13 protein-coding genes are annotated in these 15,776 nt (G+C 71.9%); 2 read left to right on the top strand and 11 right to left on the bottom strand.

Translation table 11 applies throughout. The annotated features are described in order from the left end of the window. Window positions 1-38: 38 nt before the first annotated feature. Complete coding sequence (rarD, locus tag ACQ5BE_RS07365) at window positions 39-1,016, top strand: EamA family transporter RarD (protein ID WP_430296366.1); 978 nt, start codon at window positions 39-41, stop codon at window positions 1,014-1,016. 39 nt (window positions 1,017-1,055) lie between these two features. Here rarD and ACQ5BE_RS07360 read toward each other — a convergent pair whose 3' ends face one another. The 4 genes from ACQ5BE_RS07360 to gabT all read right to left on the bottom strand — a co-directional run bounded on the left by ACQ5BE_RS07360 (window position 1,056) and on the right by gabT (window position 4,704). Next, complete coding sequence (locus ACQ5BE_RS07360) at window positions 1,056-1,823, bottom strand: hypothetical protein (RefSeq protein WP_430296365.1); 768 nt, start codon at window positions 1,821-1,823, stop codon at window positions 1,056-1,058. A gap of 90 nt (window positions 1,824-1,913) precedes the next feature. After that, window positions 1,914-2,384: an OsmC family protein gene (locus ACQ5BE_RS07355; RefSeq protein ID WP_430296363.1), complete on the bottom strand. Its 471-nt coding sequence runs from the start codon at window positions 2,382-2,384 to the stop codon at window positions 1,914-1,916. Then, window positions 2,359-3,234, bottom strand: coding sequence for a universal stress protein (locus ACQ5BE_RS07350; RefSeq protein ID WP_430296362.1), 876 nt, complete (start codon window positions 3,232-3,234; stop codon window positions 2,359-2,361). The genes ACQ5BE_RS07355 and ACQ5BE_RS07350 overlap by 26 nt, the downstream gene beginning before the upstream one ends. A 108-nt stretch (window positions 3,235-3,342) precedes the next feature. Further along, window positions 3,343-4,704 (bottom strand): 4-aminobutyrate--2-oxoglutarate transaminase, encoded by a 1,362-nt coding sequence (gene gabT / locus ACQ5BE_RS07345; protein WP_430296361.1) that lies wholly within the window; start codon window positions 4,702-4,704, stop codon window positions 3,343-3,345. 124 nt (window positions 4,705-4,828) lie between these two features. On the opposite strand from gabT, the gene ACQ5BE_RS07340 reads away from it, so the two are divergent. Beyond that, window positions 4,829-6,262, top strand: a complete 1,434-nt coding sequence (locus tag ACQ5BE_RS07340) for a PucR family transcriptional regulator (protein WP_344298959.1) — start codon at window positions 4,829-4,831, stop codon at window positions 6,260-6,262. 285 nt (window positions 6,263-6,547) lie between these two features. Here the strand turns inward: ACQ5BE_RS07340 and ACQ5BE_RS07335 are convergent, their stop codons facing one another. From ACQ5BE_RS07335 to mmuM, 7 genes are all read right to left on the bottom strand, one after another. Continuing rightward, complete coding sequence (locus ACQ5BE_RS07335) at window positions 6,548-8,014, bottom strand: FAD-dependent oxidoreductase (RefSeq protein WP_430296360.1); 1,467 nt, start codon at window positions 8,012-8,014, stop codon at window positions 6,548-6,550. Window positions 8,015-8,081: 67 nt separating this feature from the next. After that, window positions 8,082-9,323, bottom strand: coding sequence for a uroporphyrinogen-III C-methyltransferase (gene cobA, locus ACQ5BE_RS07330; RefSeq protein WP_430296358.1), 1,242 nt, complete (start codon window positions 9,321-9,323; stop codon window positions 8,082-8,084). Further along, the gene (locus tag ACQ5BE_RS07325) at window positions 9,320-10,240 is read right to left on the bottom strand and encodes an ABC transporter permease (RefSeq protein WP_430296357.1); all 921 of its coding nucleotides are present in this window, start codon (window positions 10,238-10,240) and stop codon (window positions 9,320-9,322) included. The genes cobA and ACQ5BE_RS07325 overlap by 4 nt, the downstream gene beginning before the upstream one ends. After that, window positions 10,230-10,955 carry an ABC transporter ATP-binding protein gene (locus tag ACQ5BE_RS07320; RefSeq protein WP_430296356.1) on the bottom strand — a complete coding sequence of 242 codons (726 nt, stop codon included), beginning with the start codon at window positions 10,953-10,955 and terminating at the stop codon, window positions 10,230-10,232. Before ACQ5BE_RS07320 ends, ACQ5BE_RS07325 begins: the two co-directional genes overlap by 11 nt. Continuing rightward, window positions 10,952-12,103 (bottom strand): ABC transporter substrate-binding protein, encoded by a 1,152-nt coding sequence (locus ACQ5BE_RS07315; protein ID WP_430296354.1) that lies wholly within the window; start codon window positions 12,101-12,103, stop codon window positions 10,952-10,954. The genes ACQ5BE_RS07320 and ACQ5BE_RS07315 overlap by 4 nt, the downstream gene beginning before the upstream one ends. A gap of 277 nt (window positions 12,104-12,380) precedes the next feature. Next, window positions 12,381-14,621 (bottom strand): catalase/peroxidase HPI, encoded by a 2,241-nt coding sequence (gene katG / locus ACQ5BE_RS07310; protein ID WP_430296353.1) that lies wholly within the window; start codon window positions 14,619-14,621, stop codon window positions 12,381-12,383. A gap of 188 nt (window positions 14,622-14,809) precedes the next feature. Beyond that, a complete protein-coding gene (gene mmuM / locus ACQ5BE_RS07305; protein ID WP_430296352.1) occupies window positions 14,810-15,769 on the bottom strand; it encodes a homocysteine S-methyltransferase in 960 nt (319 codons plus the stop codon). Window positions 15,770-15,776 lie beyond the last annotated feature (7 nt).

Below are 15,776 nucleotides of genomic sequence, written 5' to 3'. Positions count from 1 at the left end.
CAGGGAATAGGCGAGGGACCCTAGAGGTTGTCGCGCGAGTGACCGAAAAGCAGATCGCCGACTCCCCCGCGCCCACCAGGCCCTCTGACGCCGCAGTGGGGTCCCGCCCAGCGAAGTCAGCCGGCCTGCTCTTCGGCATCGGAGCCTACGGCCTCTGGGGCCTGCTCCCCCTCTACTTCATCACCCTCGCACCCGCCGGGCCGGTGGAGATCGTCGCTGACCGGGTGCTCTTCTCCCTCGTGGTCTGCTTCGCGCTCATCGCGGTCATGCGCTCGTGGCGCGCGCTCGGGGCTGCATTCGGCAACGGCCGCGTGTTCGGCCCTCTGGCGCTCGCGGCGGCGCTCATCGCCGTGAACTGGCTCACCTACACGTTCGGGGTGCTCAACGGCCAGGCGATCGAAGCGGCCCTCGGGTACTTCATCAATCCGCTCGTCTCCGTGCTGCTCGGCGTGCTCATCCTCAAGGAGCGGCTGCGGCCGCTCCAGTGGGCGGCCGTCGGAATCGGCACGCTCGCCGTCGTCGTGCTCACCGTCGCCTACGGGCAGGTGCCCTGGATCGCACTGATCCTCGCCTTCAGCTTCGGCTTCTACGGGCTCGTGAAGAACCGCGTCGGCTCGAAGGTCGACGCCGTCACGAGCCTCACGGTCGAGACGGTCGTGCTCGCGCCCCTCGCGGCAGGCGTCGTCGTGTGGCTCGCGGCCGCCGGGACGCTGACGCTCACGGGGAACGGGGCCGGACACTTCTGGCTGCTCGCGGCAAGCGGCATCATCACCGCGACCCCGCTCCTCTTCTTCGGCGCCGCGGCCCGCCGGCTGCCGATGACCACGGTCGGCCTCCTGCAGTACATCGCGCCCCTGACCCAGTTCGTCCTCGCGGTGACCGTCCTCGGCGAGCACATGCCCGCGGAGCGGTGGGTCGGCTTCGGGATCGTGTGGCTCGCCCTTGCGGCCCTCACCGCGGACATGCTCCTCGTGTCCCGTCGCCGCCGCGCGGCGCTGCGCTCCCGCGCGGCCTGAGCCGGCGCAGGACGGACCCTCGGCGGCCGGCCCCGAGCATCAGCCCGGCGTGTGCCGCCTGCGCATCGGACCGAGGTCCCGGTGATCCGCGCTCAGCTCCCGGAACAGCAGCATCGAGATGACCGTGTGCGCTGCGAGGTACACGGCCGCTGCCGCCGCGCCGACGAGTGCCACCGCGAGCGTGGCTCCGCCGGCGACGAAGGTGATGAGCGCAGCGAGGACGGCGGTGACCATGGTGTTGAAGCACAGCAGGAAGAACGCGGTGCTGGACACGGCGTGCAGCACCACCGGTCGCCGCGCGCCGAGCGTGTAGGTCGCGATCACGCCCTGGTGGTCGTCTGAGGCGGACGTCACGAACGCCTCCTCGATGCCGGGAGCCAGGTCCCGGTACGCGGCGCGCAGGCGGTTCATCCCCGCGATCAGCAGATGGTCCTCCTGGCTGCCGATGGTGACCCGGAGCAGGGTCAGCGTGCCGAGGACCAGGATCACCGAGGCGAGCCCGATCGCCATGACCCAGAAGCCTCCGCCGAAGCCCGTCCCCTGCGCGACGAGCGCGAGCACCACGAGGGCCGCCGAGGAGACCGTGAGGTGGATGCTGATGCGACTCATGAGCTCGCTCCAGAGCATGCTCCGCGTGCCGAGCAGGCTCCAGTGCTCCGTGGCGAGGATCTGGGCAACCACCGCCGGCGGGGCTTGGACGGCGCTCGGGGTCTGGGCTGCGTCCGCGATGTGCGCGGCGGGCTGCTCGGACCGGACAGCGGGAAGGGGACCCGGAGGAGGGGCGACGGCGCGGGGTTCAGCGCTCATGCTCCATGGTCGTCCCGTGACCCGGACCCCGTAAAGCCCGGGCCGCGCGCGCTCCCCCGGGCGCACGACGGCGGCGGCGAGCCGAGGGCGTCAGGCTGCGGGCGGCGTCGTGCGCACCACCACGGAGGCGAGCCGAACATCTGCCGAGGCGCGGACGATCCGGACGATGACGGCGGCGTCGACGACCTCGCGGACCAGGCGGTCGAGGTCCCCTGCGGCGGCTCCCTCCGCTTCCGCCTCGACGTCCAGGACGATGCCGGTGGAGCGCGCCAGCGCATCGTCGAAGGATCCGTCCGCCCGCACCTCGACCCGCCCGAGCCGCGTCCCGCGGGCGGCCGCAGCCCCGTGGAGGTCATTGAAGACGCAGGTCGCGAGGGCGAGGTGTAAAAGGTGGCCCCCGGACGGCACAGCGAAGGCCACCTCGGCAGCGCCGGTCCGGTGGTGCCGGATGAGCAGGGGATCGGTGGGGGCGGCTTCGCCGGCGGTGCCGGGCGCCGCCGTCGTGATCCGCGCCGCGAAGTCCATCGCGCCCGCCCTAGCCGAGCGGGTGGGACTCGACACGCTCGTAGTCGCGGGGCACCACGACCATCGGGACAGGCAGCGAGCGGAGGACCTTGTTCGCGGTGGAGCCGAGGAACAGCTGGTTCTTCTGCGCGAGCCGGCTCGAGCCGACGATGACGATCTCGCCGTCGAGCCAGTCGATGCTGTCCACGGCGTCCTCGAAGGTGCGCCCGTGCGCCACCTCCACGGTGGCCTCGTGGCCTTCGGGGAGCCGGTGGGCGGCCTCGGTGAGCACGGTGTTGGCGTGACGGTGGGCGGCGTTGATGTTCTCCCCGAAGTCGTCCGCCCGCGCGTCCAGCTCGACGAGGGAGACGAAGCGCAGGGGGACGTTGCGGCGTCCGGCGGCGATGAGGGCGACCTCGACCGCGGCCTCCGCGCCTTCACGGCGCCCGATGAACGCGGTGATCCGATCGAGGGGGTCGGTGTGGTGGAACCCGCGGGGTGCCAGCGCGACCGGGACGGGGGAGGCGTGGAGGAGCGCGTTCGCGACCGAGCCCACGGTGTAGCGCTTGAAGAGGCCGTTGCTCGCGGCGCCGATGACGATGAGCGCGGCCTCGAACTCTACCGCGGCCTCGATCAGGGTCGCGGCGAAGGAGTGGCCCTGCCGGATGTGGAAACGGGCCTCGACGTCGGCCGGCACGAGCGCGAGCCCCTCGCTCTGGGCCTGGAGCGCCTGCTGCTGCTGGGCGCTGAGCTTCTTGCCGTCCTCGTTCACCTCGGCGAACGGCACGTCCTCGCCGAGCACGAGCATGAGGTCCAGCGAGGCGCCCTGCGCGCGGGCGACCGCGACGCCCAGGGCCACCGCGTCTGCGCCGCGATGGTCCGGCTGGTATCCGACAACGTAACGCATGGGCCACCCTCCGTGGTCGAGTCACGGCAGACGGCGGGGGCGCCCGGATGCCCGGGCGCCCTCGTCCGGCCTGCGGCTGATACCGCAGACTCTACCGGTGATCGCGGCTCAGGCGACGGAGCGGATCGCTGCCTCGAGCACGTCGAGCCCGTCGTTGAGCAGCTCGTCGTTGATGACGAGCGGCGGCAGGAGGCGGATCACGTTGCCGTAGGTGCCGCAGGTGAGGATGATGACACCCTCCTTGAGGCAGTACTCTGCGATCTTCTTGGTCGTCTCGGCGTCCGGCTGCTTGTCGCCGGAGGCGCTGCCGGCCTTCACGAACTCGAGGGCGAGCATGGCGCCGCGGCCGCGCAGCTCGCCGATGATGTTCTTCTCGCCGAGCTCGGCCTGGAGCCTGCCGAAGCGCTCCTTGACGATGGCCTCGATCTCGCGGGCGCGGCCGCGCAGGTCCTGCGAGTCCATCGTCTCGATGGCCGCTAGCGCGGCGGCGCAGGCGACCGGGTTGCCGCCGTAGGTGCCGCCCAGGCCGCCGCCGTGCACGGCGTCGAGCAGCTCCGCGCGGCCCGTGACGGCCGAGAGCGGCATGCCGCCCGCGATCCCCTTGGCGGTGGTGATGAGGTCAGGGACCACGCCCTCGTGCTGCACCGCGAACCACTCGCCGGTGCGGGCGAAGCCCGACTGGACCTCGTCCGCGATGAAAACGATGCCGTTCTCCTTCGCGAACTCGGCGAGGCGCGGCAGGAAGCCGTCCGCCGGGACGATGAAGCCGCCCTCGCCCTGGATGGGCTCGATGATGATCGCAGCGACCTGGTCCGCGCCGATCTGCTTGCTGATCATGAGGATGGCGCGCTCAGCGGCCTCCTTGCCCGTGATCTGGGCGTTCTCCTCGCGGAACGGGTAGCTCATCGGGGCGCGGTAGACCTCGGGCGCAAACGGGCCGAAGCCGTGCTTGTAGGGCATGGCCTTGGCCGTCAGGCCCATCGTGAGGTTGGTGCGGCCGTGGTAGGCGTGGTCGAACGCGACGACCGCGTTGCGGCCCGTGGCGACACGCGCGATCTTGATCGCGTTCTCGACGGCCTCGGCGCCGGAGTTGAACAGGACCGTGCGCTTGGCGTGGTCGCCCGGGGTGAGCTCGTTGAGCTTCTCGGCCACCGCGACGTAGCCTTCGTACGGGGAGACCATGAAGCAGGTGTGCGTGAAGTGCTCGACCTGCTCCTTCACCGCACCCACGACGGCGGCGTCGGACGCGCCCACCGTGGTCACCGCGATGCCCGAGCCGAGGTCGATGAAGGAGTTGCCGTCGACGTCGTGGATGATGCCGCCGTCGGCATCGGCGACGTAGACCGGGACGGACGAGGCGACCCCGGCGGCGACAGCGTTGGCGCGGCGGGCCGCGAGCTCGAGCGACTTCGGGCCGGGGAAGTCGGCAAGGACCTTGCGCTTCTGCTCGAGGCGGTACTGGATATCCATGGGTGCAGTTCCTTTCGTCCGTTCAAAAGTATGCGAGCGGCGCCACAGAGTGAATGGCCGATCGCACCAGTTGATCGGAGAGCTGTAGTGCGATCGGCCAGCACGAAACCCTATAGTTGTGAGCATGGCCCTGACCCTCGCCGCCCTCCTCGCACGCCCCAGCCTGGGGCTCCGCCTCGCCGGCTCCGCGACCGCGACGCTCGAGCAGGAGATCCAGTGGGTCGCCGTCACCGAGCTCGAGAATCCGGCGCCGTTCCTGACCGGCGGCGAGCTGGTCCTCACCACCGGCGTCAGGCAGCGCACGGCGGTCGACCAGCGGAGGTTCGTGCGCGTCCTGCAGCGGGCGGGGGCGCTCGGCATCGGCTTCGGCGTGCGCCTCGGGCACGACGAGATCCCCCCGGCGCTCATCGCGGAAGCCAACCGGTGGGGCCTGCCCGTGATCGAGGTGCCCTACCAGACCCCGTTCATGGCGATCGGCAAGCTCGTCGCGGACTCCCACTCGGCGGACCACTACGCGAGCCTCGAGCGGCTCATCGCCGGCCACCAGGTCCTGGCCCGCTCGCTCCTGACCGGCGGCGGCCTCGAGGACCTGCTCAAGCGGCTCGGGTCGATGCTCGGCACGGACCTCGTGCTCACCCAGTTCACGGCCCAGCTGTACTCCTCGAGCCCGGACGCCGGCGTGCCCTCGATGGACCGCTGGGTCGCCTACCCGATCCCGACCGGTCGCCGCGACGCGTGCACGCTGTGGGCCAAGAAGCCATTCGAGGACACCGGGATCGTCTCCTACGCCCAGAACCTGATCAGCCTCGAGCTGAACAACCTCACGAAGCAGCGCGAGGCCCAGCGGGCCCTCGCCGGGCAGGTGATGAACGACGTCGTGCGCGGGACCCTCGAGCCGGACGAGGCCTCGCGGCGCCTCGCCGGCGTGGGCGTGAACTCGACCAAGCGGAACGTGGTCCTGCTCGCCGAGTCCGCAGCGCACCACAGGAACCTGCGCGGGACCACGCTCCCGGCCGCCCTCGACGGCGCCGTGAGCGCGATGGTGGACCGGGACCTCGTGGTCATCGTGGAGGACGACGGCGCGCGCGCACCGAAGCTCGCCCGCCTCCTCGCCGACCACCTCACCGAGGCCGGGATCCACGCCACGACCGGGATCGGCGGGGCGTACACCAAGCCCAACGGGCTGCGCTGGAGCTACTTCGAGGCGAAGGAGGCCGCCGGGCGCGGGCTCGACGTCAACGAGCCGGAGCGGCTCAGCCTGACCTCGCTGCTGCTCGCGAGCGAGGACGTACCGCTCGCCGACATGGCCGGGGAGGCGATCGGGCCGCTCGTGCGCTTCGACACGCAGCATGGGGCGGAGCTCGTGCACACGCTCGAGACGTACCTGGCGCACAACGGGTCCGTGGCGCAGGTGGCGGAGGAGCTCAACCTGCACCGGAACACCGTGCGCTACCGGCTCGGGCAGATCGCCGAGCTCACCGGGTACGACCCCGCCGTCACCGCCGACCGCGTGCAGCTGTACCTGGCCCTCGCCGTGCGGAAGATCGCCAAGGCCTGACCCCCTGACGCCGAAGTCACCCCCTCTGCCGCCGAGATCACCCCCTGTGCCGCCGAGATCACCCCCTGTGCCGCCGAGATCACCCCCTGTGCCGCCGAAGTCGCCCCTTGTGGCACCGAAGTCGCCCCTTGTCGAGCGCCCAGAACTGGCGCCGAGGTGACCTCGCGCCCACACGCGGTGACCTCGCGCCCACACGCGGTTACCTCGCGCCCACACGCGGTTACCTCGCGCCCACACGCGGTGACCTCGCGCCCACACGGGGTGACCTCGGCGGACGTGGTGGGGTCAGCCGGGGATGGAGGCCCCGTTGGAGATCTGCACCATCTCCTCGCGGGAGACGACCTTGACGCGCTCGCGCGCCACCTCGCCCTTGTGCGTCACAGCCGGGGCAGCGGCGGCGCCGAGCGCCTGCTCGTGGGCGTCGAGGGCGATCCAGCCCTCCCATGTCGTGAACTCGACGCCGCGCGACGCGAGCAGCTCGGTCACCGAGTCCTCGGCGGGCTCGTCCGCGACGGGAAGGTCCTCGCGAGCCTCGAGCAGGTGCCCGATGGTCTCGAGGGCATCGCCCTTGGTGTGACCGATGAGGCCCACCGGCCCGCGCTTGATCCAGCCGGTCGCGTAGACGCCCGGCACGAACGCGCCGTCGGCACCCAGGACGCGGCCGCCGTCGTTCGGGACGACGCCGCGGCGGTGGTCGAACTCGAGGTCCGGCACGGACGAGCCGAAGTAGCCGATCGCGCGGTAGACAGCCTGGACGGGATAGTCGGTGAACTCACCGGTGCCGCGGACGTTCCCGGTGCCGTCGAGCTCCTGGCGCTCGAAGCGGATCCCGGCAACCTTCCCCGGGGCCTCGGGCGAGTCGACGATCTCGACCGGGCTCTGCAGGAAGTGCAGGTGCAGGCGGCGGGACGCGGTCAGCTCGGAGAGGTCCTCGGGCTGCTCCGCGATCCAGTTGGTGAGGGTGCCGACCATGGTCTTGACCTGGTTGTTGCTCTGGATCTCGCGGTCCGAGGCCTCGTCGAACTCGAAGTCCTCCGGGTACAGCACGATGTCCACGTCGTGCGAGTGGGACAGCTCGCGCAGCTCGAGCGGGGTGAACTTGACCTGCGCGGGGCCGCGGCGGCCGAACACGTGCACGTCCGTGACCGGGGACTCCGCCAGGATCCGGTAGACGTTGTCCGGGATCTCGGTCACGAGCAGCTCATCGGCGTGCTTCGAGAGCACGCGCGCGACGTCGAGAGCCACGTTGCCGTTGCCGATGACGGCGATCTCCTTCGCGTCGAGCGGCCATTCGCGCGGAACGTCGGGGTGCCCGTCGTACCACGAGACGAAGTCGGCCGCGCCGAAGGAGCCCTCGAGCTCGACGCCGGGGATGTTCAGGTCCGCGTCCTTGATGGCGCCGGTCGCGAAGATCACGGCGTCGTAGTGGCGCTGGAGGTCCGCCAGCGAGAGGTCCGTGCCGTAGTCGACGTTGCCGAAGAAGCGGATGTCGCCCCTGTCGAGCACCTTGTGCAGGGCGTTGACGATCCCCTTGATCCGCGGGTGGTCCGGCGCCACGCCGTAGCGGATGAGCCCGTACGGCGCCGGGTAGCGGTCGAACAGGTCGATGCTCAGCGTGAGCTCCCCGGACGAGACGGGCGCGCTCTTGGTCAGGAGGTCCGCCGCGTATACGCCGGCGGGGCCGGACCCGATGACGGCGATGCGGAGCGGGCGGGCGGCGGTGCCGCGGGGGTCAGGTGCGGTGTTCGACACTAGGTGGTTCCTTCGGTGTGGTGATCCATTGCTGAGCAGATGTCGTTATGGGTGCTCAGAACGACATCTACGGAGCAGTCGATGACAGGTGGGGGGCGCGGCGAAGGTCCGAGGGCGCGTACGGGCTCACGCGCACGACGTCGCCGATGACGATCACGGCCGGGTTCGCGACTCCGACGGCGCGGGCCCGATCTACGATCGTACCCAGTGTCGCGATGGTGACGCGCTGCTCAGGCGTCCAGCCGCGCTCGACGATCGCGACCGGCGTCGCGCCCTCCAGGCCGCGGGAGCGCAGGACGGCGACGGAGTCGGCCAGCCGGCGCACGCCCATGAGCAGGACGATCGTGTGGTCGGGCCGGGCAGGCAGCTCGGCGAGCTCGTCGTGGCCGGTCGCGACCGAGAAGCCGGTGGCGAGGCCGCGGTGCGTGACCGGGATCCCGGCGGCGGCGGGGACGGAGACTGCGCTCGTGACGCCGGGGACCACCTCGACGTCGACGCCGTGGCGCCGGCAGTACTCGGCCTCCTCGCCCCCGCGGCCCAGGACGTACGGGTCGCCGCCCTTGAGCCGCACGACGACGTTCCCCGCCGTCGCCTCGCGCACGAGGATCTCGTTGATCTCGTGCTGGGTGGCCTGGTGCGCGCCGGGGGCCTTGCCGACCTCGATGACCCGCACGGAGTCGGAGAGTTCGGCCAGGAGGCCGCGCGGGCCGAGCCTGTCGGCCACGACGACGTCGGCCTCCGCCAGGAGCTGGCGGCCGCGGACGGTGATGAGCCCGGTGTCGCCGGGACCCCCGCCCACGAGGGACACGCGCCCCGCAGGGGAGGGCGCGCGGTGGCGCCGCAGCGGCAGCTTGCCCTCGCGGAGCGCGGAAACGATCGCGTCCTTGAGCGCCTTGGCCCGCCGCGGGTCTCCCCCGGCGTTCACGGCGACGGTGACGTCGTCGACCCGGGCGGTCGCCGGGGTCCACGCGGCCGAGGCCTCGTGGTCAGAGGCGTTGACGCACCAGATGCGCCGCTCCTCCGCCTCGGCGGCCACGCGGGTGTCCACGCCGGGCACCCCGGTCGCGGTCTGGACGAACCACACGCCGTCCAGGTCGCCGGTCTCGTACCCGCGGCGCTCCCACGCGACGAGTCCCGCCTCGGCCAGGCGCACGACGTCGTGCCCCGCCTCGGGCGCCACGACGGTCACCTTCGCGCCGGCGTCGAGCAGGCCCTGCGCACGCCGCGCGGCGACCTTGCCGCCGCCGACGACGAGCACTTCCCGCCCGAGGAGGCGCAGCGAGGTGGGGTACAGGTCGATGCCGCTCATCGCGTGCCTCCTGCCAGGAGTCCGCGGCGCGTCAGCAGGCGCCGCTCGACGGGTCCGAACACGGCGAGCTCGATGAGTACACCGACGCCGAGGATGATGAGGATGGCGCTCATGACCACGCCCATGTCGCTCAGGGTCCGGCCCTGGTCGAGGAGGGAGCCGAGCCCGAAGCCCATCGTGCCGCCCACGGCGATGATCTCCGCCGCCATGAGGGAGCGCCACGAGAAGGCCCAGCCCTGCTTGAGCCCCGCGACGTAGCCGGGGAGGGCCGCGGGGAGGATGACCTGGAGCGCGAGCTCGGTGCGCGAGGCGCCAAGGACCGTCGCGACCCGGCGGTACTGCGGCGGGACTTGGTCGATTCCGGAGACGAGCCCGTTGACGATCGAGGGGATCGCGCCCATGAGCACCACGAAGTACACGGTGGCGTCGGTGAGGCCGAACCAGATGATCGCCGCCGGGACCCATGCGACCGACGGGAGCACCTGAAGGCCCGAGATGAGTGGCCCGAAAGCGCGGCGCAGGGTCTTGACCTGGCCGAGGAGCAGTCCGAGCGGGGTGGCGACGACGACGCTCACCGCGAAGCCGAGAAGGCCGCGCTGCAGCGACGTCCAGACCGCCTCCTGCACCGTGCCCTCGCCCCAGAGCTGGGCGAGGGAGCCGAGGACGTCGAGCGGGCCGGGGACGAGGTCGCGGCGCTTGAGGCCGAGGCTGACGTACAGCTGCCACGCGAGCAGCAGCACGACGACGGCCGCGAGGGGCAGGAGCGCCCGGCTCCAGTCGCGGCGCCGCCTGACCGTGTCGGACTGGAGCTCGTCGAGGCCGGCTTCGAGGGCACGGAGCTCGGCCGCATCGACGGAGCCGACGGCGCCGACGGAAATGCCCGTGGGCTCCTTCTCGAGGGTTGAGTTACTTGCCATGGCGTGCGATCTCCTCGCGCAGTCGTGAGGTGAGCTGCCCGGTGAGGGCGGCGGCAGCGGCGGCGTCGTGCTTGGTCGCGTCGGGGACCGCCCACTCGGCGACGACGCGGCCGGGCCGCGACGAGAGGAGCAGCACCCGCTGGCCGAGGCGGACGGCCTCGCGGACGTTGTGGGTGACGAAGATGATGGTCCGGCCGGTCTCGCGCCAGATCCGGGTGAGCTCCTCGTGGAGGAGGTCGCGGGTGATGGCGTCGAGGGCCGCGAACGGCTCGTCCATGAGGAGGACCTGCCGGTCCTGCGAGAGCGCGCGGGCGAGCGCCACGCGCTGGCGCATGCCGCCAGAGAGCTCGTGCGGCCGCTTGTCGCCCGCCTCCCCGAGGTGGACCAGGTCGAGGAGCTCGACGGCGCGCGCCCGCCGCTCGGCCTTTGGGACGCCGCGGAGCCTGAGCGCGAGCTCGATGTTCCCGCGCGCGGTGAGCCACGGGTAGAGGGCGGCGTCCTGGAACATGAACGCGGCGCCGTCGGCCGGCACCTCGAGCGCGCCCGCGGTGGGCCGCTCGAGGCCGGCGATGATGTTCAGCAGCGTGGACTTGCCGCAGCCGGAGGCGCCCAGCAGCGCGACGAACTCGCCTTGGGCGATGCTCGCGTTCACGCCGTCGAGGACGGGCGCGCCGTCGCCGAAGCGCTTGCCGAGGTTTTCGAGAAGTACGGTCATCGGGTGGCCTCCTCGAGCCAGTGCAGGTCGAACAGGCCGGTGAGGTCGGCCTCCTTCGTGACGCCGGCGGTGACGCCGTCGTGGAGGAGCTTCGGGTACGCGCCGGCGAGCGGATCGGTCGTGAAGGTGATGTTGGCCAGGGCCCGCTCGATCACGTCGGCGGGGAGCTCGGCGCCGGAGGCTGACTTGAGGCCGGCGTTGACCGTGCTTGCCTTCTCCGCGGCGCTGGCCCTGCTGAGCCAGTCGACGGCGGCGACGTGCCCCTTCAGGAGCGCCTCGACGGTCTGGGGGTGCTCGGCGGCGAACGTCCTGTTGACGATGAGGACGGTGGTCGGGAACAGCCCCGGCTTGCCGGTGCCCGTCCCGTCCCAGAGGTCCTTCTCGTCGACCAGGACCTTGGCCCCGGCCTGCAGCACGAGGCGGGACGCCCACGGCTCGGGCAGCCACGCGCCGTCGAGCTTCCCGTCCTGGAAGAGCTTGAGCGTCTGGGCGTTCTCGGTGGGATTGACCGTGACGTCTCCGCCGCCGTTCGGGGTCGTGGCCAGGCCCTTCGAGGCGAGGTAGGCACGCAGGGCCACGTCCTGCGTCCCGCCGAGCTGCGGCGTGGCCAGGACCTTGCCCCTGAGCTGGTCGGGGGACGTGATCTCCGGCCTCACCACCAGCTGTGCGCCCCCGGCGGCAGCCCCGGCGATGACGGCGATGGACTGGCCGTTGCTCTTGACGAAGGAGTTGATGGCCGGGTTCGGACCGACGTAGGCGGCGTCGATCGCCCCGGCGTTGAGGGCCTCGATCGCCGCGGGGCCGGCATTGAAGACCTGAGTGGCCAGGGTGTCGGTCCCGGCGGCCTTGAGCGCGTCGGCGACGAGCCCGTTCTGGACGCCCACGAGTGCCGGCGCGTGCGTGACGTTGCCGAAGTAGCCCAGCCGCAGCTGCGGCGCGGGCGTCCCGGCTGCGGCCGCGGACGCCGTCGGCTTCTCGCCGGGATTCACGGCGGTCGCGATCGCGGCGGCCGCGCCGAGCAGGAGCACGACCGCGGCGGCGAGCCCGAGCTTGAACCCTCGCCCGCGCGTCGCCTCCCTCTCGGCGGAGTCGGCGGTGATGCGGATGGTGCCCGGGCGGCTGGCGGGCGTCTCGGTGCTCTGGGTCATGAGGTGGTCCTCGGTCTCTCGCAGGGTCGGCAGGTCTCGGGTGGGGCCTATCGACGAGCCCGACATCGGGGCGTGCCGGCCACCATGCGGGTGCGGTCCTGCGGGATCATGCGTTCAAGCATGGACGCGGCGGGTTCCGCCGGCCAAGGGTCCGGTCACGGGCGTTCACGCTGCGTCACGCGGCGTCACAGACCGCCGCGCGGCGTCCCCGCCGGTGCCGCGGGAACGCGAAAGGCGCGGCCCCCGAAGGGACCGCGCCTCTCGCAGGCTGCGGGGATCAGCGCAGGTCGAAGCGGTCCGCTTCCATGACCTTGGTCCACGCCGCCACGAAGTCGTTCACGAACTTCTCCTTGGCGTCCTCGCTCGCGTAGACCTCGGAGAGGGCGCGGAGCTGCGAGTTCGAGCCGAAGATCAGGTCGACCGCGGTGGCCGTCCACTTCAGCTCGCCCGTGGAGACGTCGCGGATCTCGTAGACGTTCTCCTCGCTCTCCGAGGCCTTCCACTGAGTGCCCGGCGAGAGGAGGTTGACGAAGAAGTCGTTCGTCAGGACCCCGGGCCGGTCGGTGAGGACGCCGTGCGCGGAGCCGCCGATGTTGCCGCCGAGCGCGCGCATGCCGCCCACGAGGGCCGTCATCTCCGGGGCGGACAGGCCCAGCATGTAGGCCTTGTCCACCAGCAGGGTCTCCGCCGGCACCTTCTCGCCAGCGCGGAGGTAGTTGCGGAACCCGTCGGCGCGCGGCTCGAGGTACGCCACCGACTGGACGTCGGTCTGCTCCTGGGTCGCGTCCGTGCGGCCCGGCCGGAAGGGAACCGTCACGTCGAAGCCGGCGTCACGGGCCCCCTTCTCGACCGCGGCACAGCCGCCGAGGACGATCAGGTCCGCGAGGGAGATCTTCTTCCCGCCCGTCTGCTCGTCGTTGAACTGCCGCTGCACGCCCTCGAGGGTCTGCAGCGCGGCGGCGAGCTGCTCCGGCTCGTTGACCTCCCAGCCGCGCTGCGGCGCGAGGCGGATGCGGGCGCCGTTGGCCCCGCCGCGACGGTCCGTCTTGCGGTAGGTCGACGCCGAGGACCAGGCCGTCGCGATGAGCTGCGCGGGCGTGAGGCCGGAGTCGAGGAGCCGGGACTTGAGGGCGGCGACGTCGGCCTCGTCCACGAGCTCGTGGTCGACGGCCGGGACCGGGTCCTGCCAGAGCTGCGGCTCCGGGACCCACGGCCCGAGCATGTGCGGGCCCACGGGACCCATGTCGCGGTGGAGGAGCTTGTACCAGGCCTTGCCGAACGCGAGCGCGAACTCGTCCGGGTTCTCCAGGAAGCGGCGCCCGATCTTCTCGTACGTGGGGTCGACACGCAGCGAGAGGTCGGTCGTGAGCATCGTGGGCCGGTGCTTCTTCTCGGGGTCGAACGGGTCCGGGATGATCTCCGGCGCGTCCTTGGCGACCCACTGGTGGGCGCCGGCAGGGCTCTTGGTGAGCTCCCACTCGTAGCCGAAGAGGATCTCGAGGAAGCGGTTGCTCCACTGGGTCGGGCGGTCAGTCCAGGTGACCTCGAGGCCCGAGGTGATCGTATCCCCGCCCTTGCCCGTGCCGTAGTTGCTGAGCCAGCCCAGCCCCTGGTTCTCGAGGTTCGCGCCCTCCGGCTCGGGGCCGACATGGGCGTCTGCCGGAGCCGCGCCGTGGGTCTTGCCGAACGTGTGGCCGCCGGCGATGAGCGCGAAGGTCTCCTCGTCGTTCATCGCCATGCGCCCGAACGTCTCGCGGATGAACACCGCGGCCGCCGCAGGGTCCGGGTTGCCCTGGGGGCCCTCCGGGTTGACGTAGATAAGGCCCATCTCGGTGGCGCCGACCACCGGGACCATCTCCTTCTCGCCGACATAGCGGTCCGGGCTCAGCCACGTGTCCTCGGTGCCCCAGAAGATCTCCTCGGGCTCCCACACGTCCTCGCGGCCGAAGGCGAACCCGAAGGTCTCGAAGCCCATCGACTCGAGCGCGACGTTGCCGGCGAGGACGATGAGGTCGGCCCAGGAGATCTTCTGGCCGTACTTCTGCTTCACGGGCCACAGGAGGCGCCGGGCCTTGTCCAGGTTGGCGTTGTCCGGCCAGCTGTTCAGCGGCGCGAACCGCTGGGAGCCGTCGCCGGCGCCGCCACGGCCGTCGAAGACGCGGTAGGTGCCCGCGGCGTGCCAGCTCAGGCGGATCATGAGCCCGCCGTAGTGGCCAAAGTCGGCGGGCCACCAGTCCTGGGACGTGGTGAGCGCCGTCGCGATGTCCTGCTTGAGCGCCTCGACGTCCAGCTTGGCGAACTCGTCGCGGTAGCTGAAGTCCTCGCCGAGCGGGTTGCCGGCGGGGCTGTGCGCGTGGAGCACCGTCAGGTCGAGCTGGTTGGGCCACCAGTCCGAGTTCTTGCGCGGGCGGTGCGCCTTGGGCTTCGGCGAGTCGATCGCCGGGTTCTCACTCTCGCTGCCGTGCGAGGTCACGCTGTCATGCGCGACAGGGCATCCGCCCTGCTGGCTCTCAGTCATTGCTTCCTTCCCTCCCCCGGGCCCGCCTCGGGACTCGGGCAACCGTCACGAATTCTGGCCCCTTGGAGCACGTCTGGTACGAGCACGGCGGCCGGAGGACGCTCTCGGAGAAGGTGCGGCCGCGGCGCCGTACTGTGCACCTCCGACGCTAGCAGTGAGGGGCGCAGGTCGTCTTGTTAGGTGTCCATTCATTGGACGGCCCGGGCGAGCGCGGCGATGTCCGCCGGCGTCGTGCGGCAGCACCCTCCCACGAGACGCGCACCGAGGCCGAGCCACTCCCCTGCGCGCGAGGCGAGCACGCCGGCGTCGTGCTCCGCGCCGTCGTGCGCCGTGTGATGCGGGGCGCCCCATGCCTTGGTGTCGGGATCGTAGGGCTCCCCGGCGTTCGGGTACACCGCCAGGGGGACGTTCGTGGACCGGGCCAGCTGCGCGAGCCCGCGGCTCGCCAGGGCGGGCGGGACGCAGTTGATGCCGACGGCGGCCAGCCCGGGTCGGCCGGTCAGCTCGCCGGCGATCCTGTGCAGCGGGCTGCCGTCGCTGAGGTGCTCGGCGTCGCGGAGGGTCACGCTGAGCCACGCCGTGGCGCCGAGGTGCTCGACGAGGTCCGCGAGCGCGAGGGCCTCGTCCCCCGAAGGGATGGTCTCGCACGCGAGGACATCCGCGCCGGCCTCGAGCAGCGCCTCCGCCCGCGGCCGGTGGAAGGCCAGGAACTGCCCGCGGGTGAGCCTGTAGTCTCCGCGGTACTCGGAGCCGTCGGCGAGGTACGCGCCGTAGGGGCCCACGGACCCGGCGATGAAGAGCTCCGGCGACCCGGGCTGCTCGGCGAGGCGCCGCCGTCGTGCGCTGTCGGCGAGGCGGACGCTCAGGCGGACGACGTCGAGCGCCTCCTGGCCGCTGAGCCCTCGCCTCGCGAGGCCGGCCGGCGACGCCTGGTAGCTCGCGGTGGTCGCGACGCGGGCACCGGCGCGGAAGTAGTCGAGGTGGACGGCCTCGATGGCATCGGGCGCCTCGAGGAGGACCTTCGCGGACCACAGCGGGTCGGCGAGGTCGAAGCCGCGGGTCTCGAGCTCGGTCGCGAGCCCGCCGTCGAGCACGAGGGTCTCGCCCGCGGCGAGCGCGGCGGCGACTGGGTTCGGCGAGGCCTCCATGGATCGA

Source organism: Sinomonas sp. B1-1 (assembly GCF_050474465.1).
GTDB lineage: Bacteria > Actinomycetota > Actinomycetes > Actinomycetales > Micrococcaceae > Sinomonas > Sinomonas flava.
This window is presented reverse-complemented; position numbering and strand designations above follow the sequence as displayed.

What these genes read in the sequence shown, in the direction of transcription:
- ACQ5BE_RS07360 (WP_430296365.1), bottom strand. Translation starts at nt 1,823, where the DNA reads ATGAGCGCTGAACCCCGCGCCGTCGCCCCTCCTCCGGGTCCCCTTCCC.
- ACQ5BE_RS07350 (WP_430296362.1), bottom strand. Translation starts at nt 3,234, where the DNA reads ATGCGTTACGTTGTCGGATACCAGCCGGACCATCGCGGCGCAGACGCG.
- gabT (WP_430296361.1), bottom strand. Translation starts at nt 4,704, where the DNA reads ATGGATATCCAGTACCGCCTCGAGCAGAAGCGCAAGGTCCTTGCCGAC.
- ACQ5BE_RS07340 (WP_344298959.1), top strand. Translation starts at nt 4,829, where the DNA reads ATGGCCCTGACCCTCGCCGCCCTCCTCGCACGCCCCAGCCTGGGGCTC.
- cobA (WP_430296358.1), bottom strand. Translation starts at nt 9,323, where the DNA reads ATGAGCGGCATCGACCTGTACCCCACCTCGCTGCGCCTCCTCGGGCGG.
- ACQ5BE_RS07325 (WP_430296357.1), bottom strand. Translation starts at nt 10,240, where the DNA reads ATGGCAAGTAACTCAACCCTCGAGAAGGAGCCCACGGGCATTTCCGTC.
- ACQ5BE_RS07320 (WP_430296356.1), bottom strand. Translation starts at nt 10,955, where the DNA reads ATGACCGTACTTCTCGAAAACCTCGGCAAGCGCTTCGGCGACGGCGCG.
- ACQ5BE_RS07315 (WP_430296354.1), bottom strand. Translation starts at nt 12,103, where the DNA reads ATGACCCAGAGCACCGAGACGCCCGCCAGCCGCCCGGGCACCATCCGC.
- katG (WP_430296353.1), bottom strand. Translation starts at nt 14,621, where the DNA reads ATGACTGAGAGCCAGCAGGGCGGATGCCCTGTCGCGCATGACAGCGTG.
- mmuM (WP_430296352.1), bottom strand. Translation starts at nt 15,769, where the DNA reads ATGGAGGCCTCGCCGAACCCAGTCGCCGCCGCGCTCGCCGCGGGCGAG.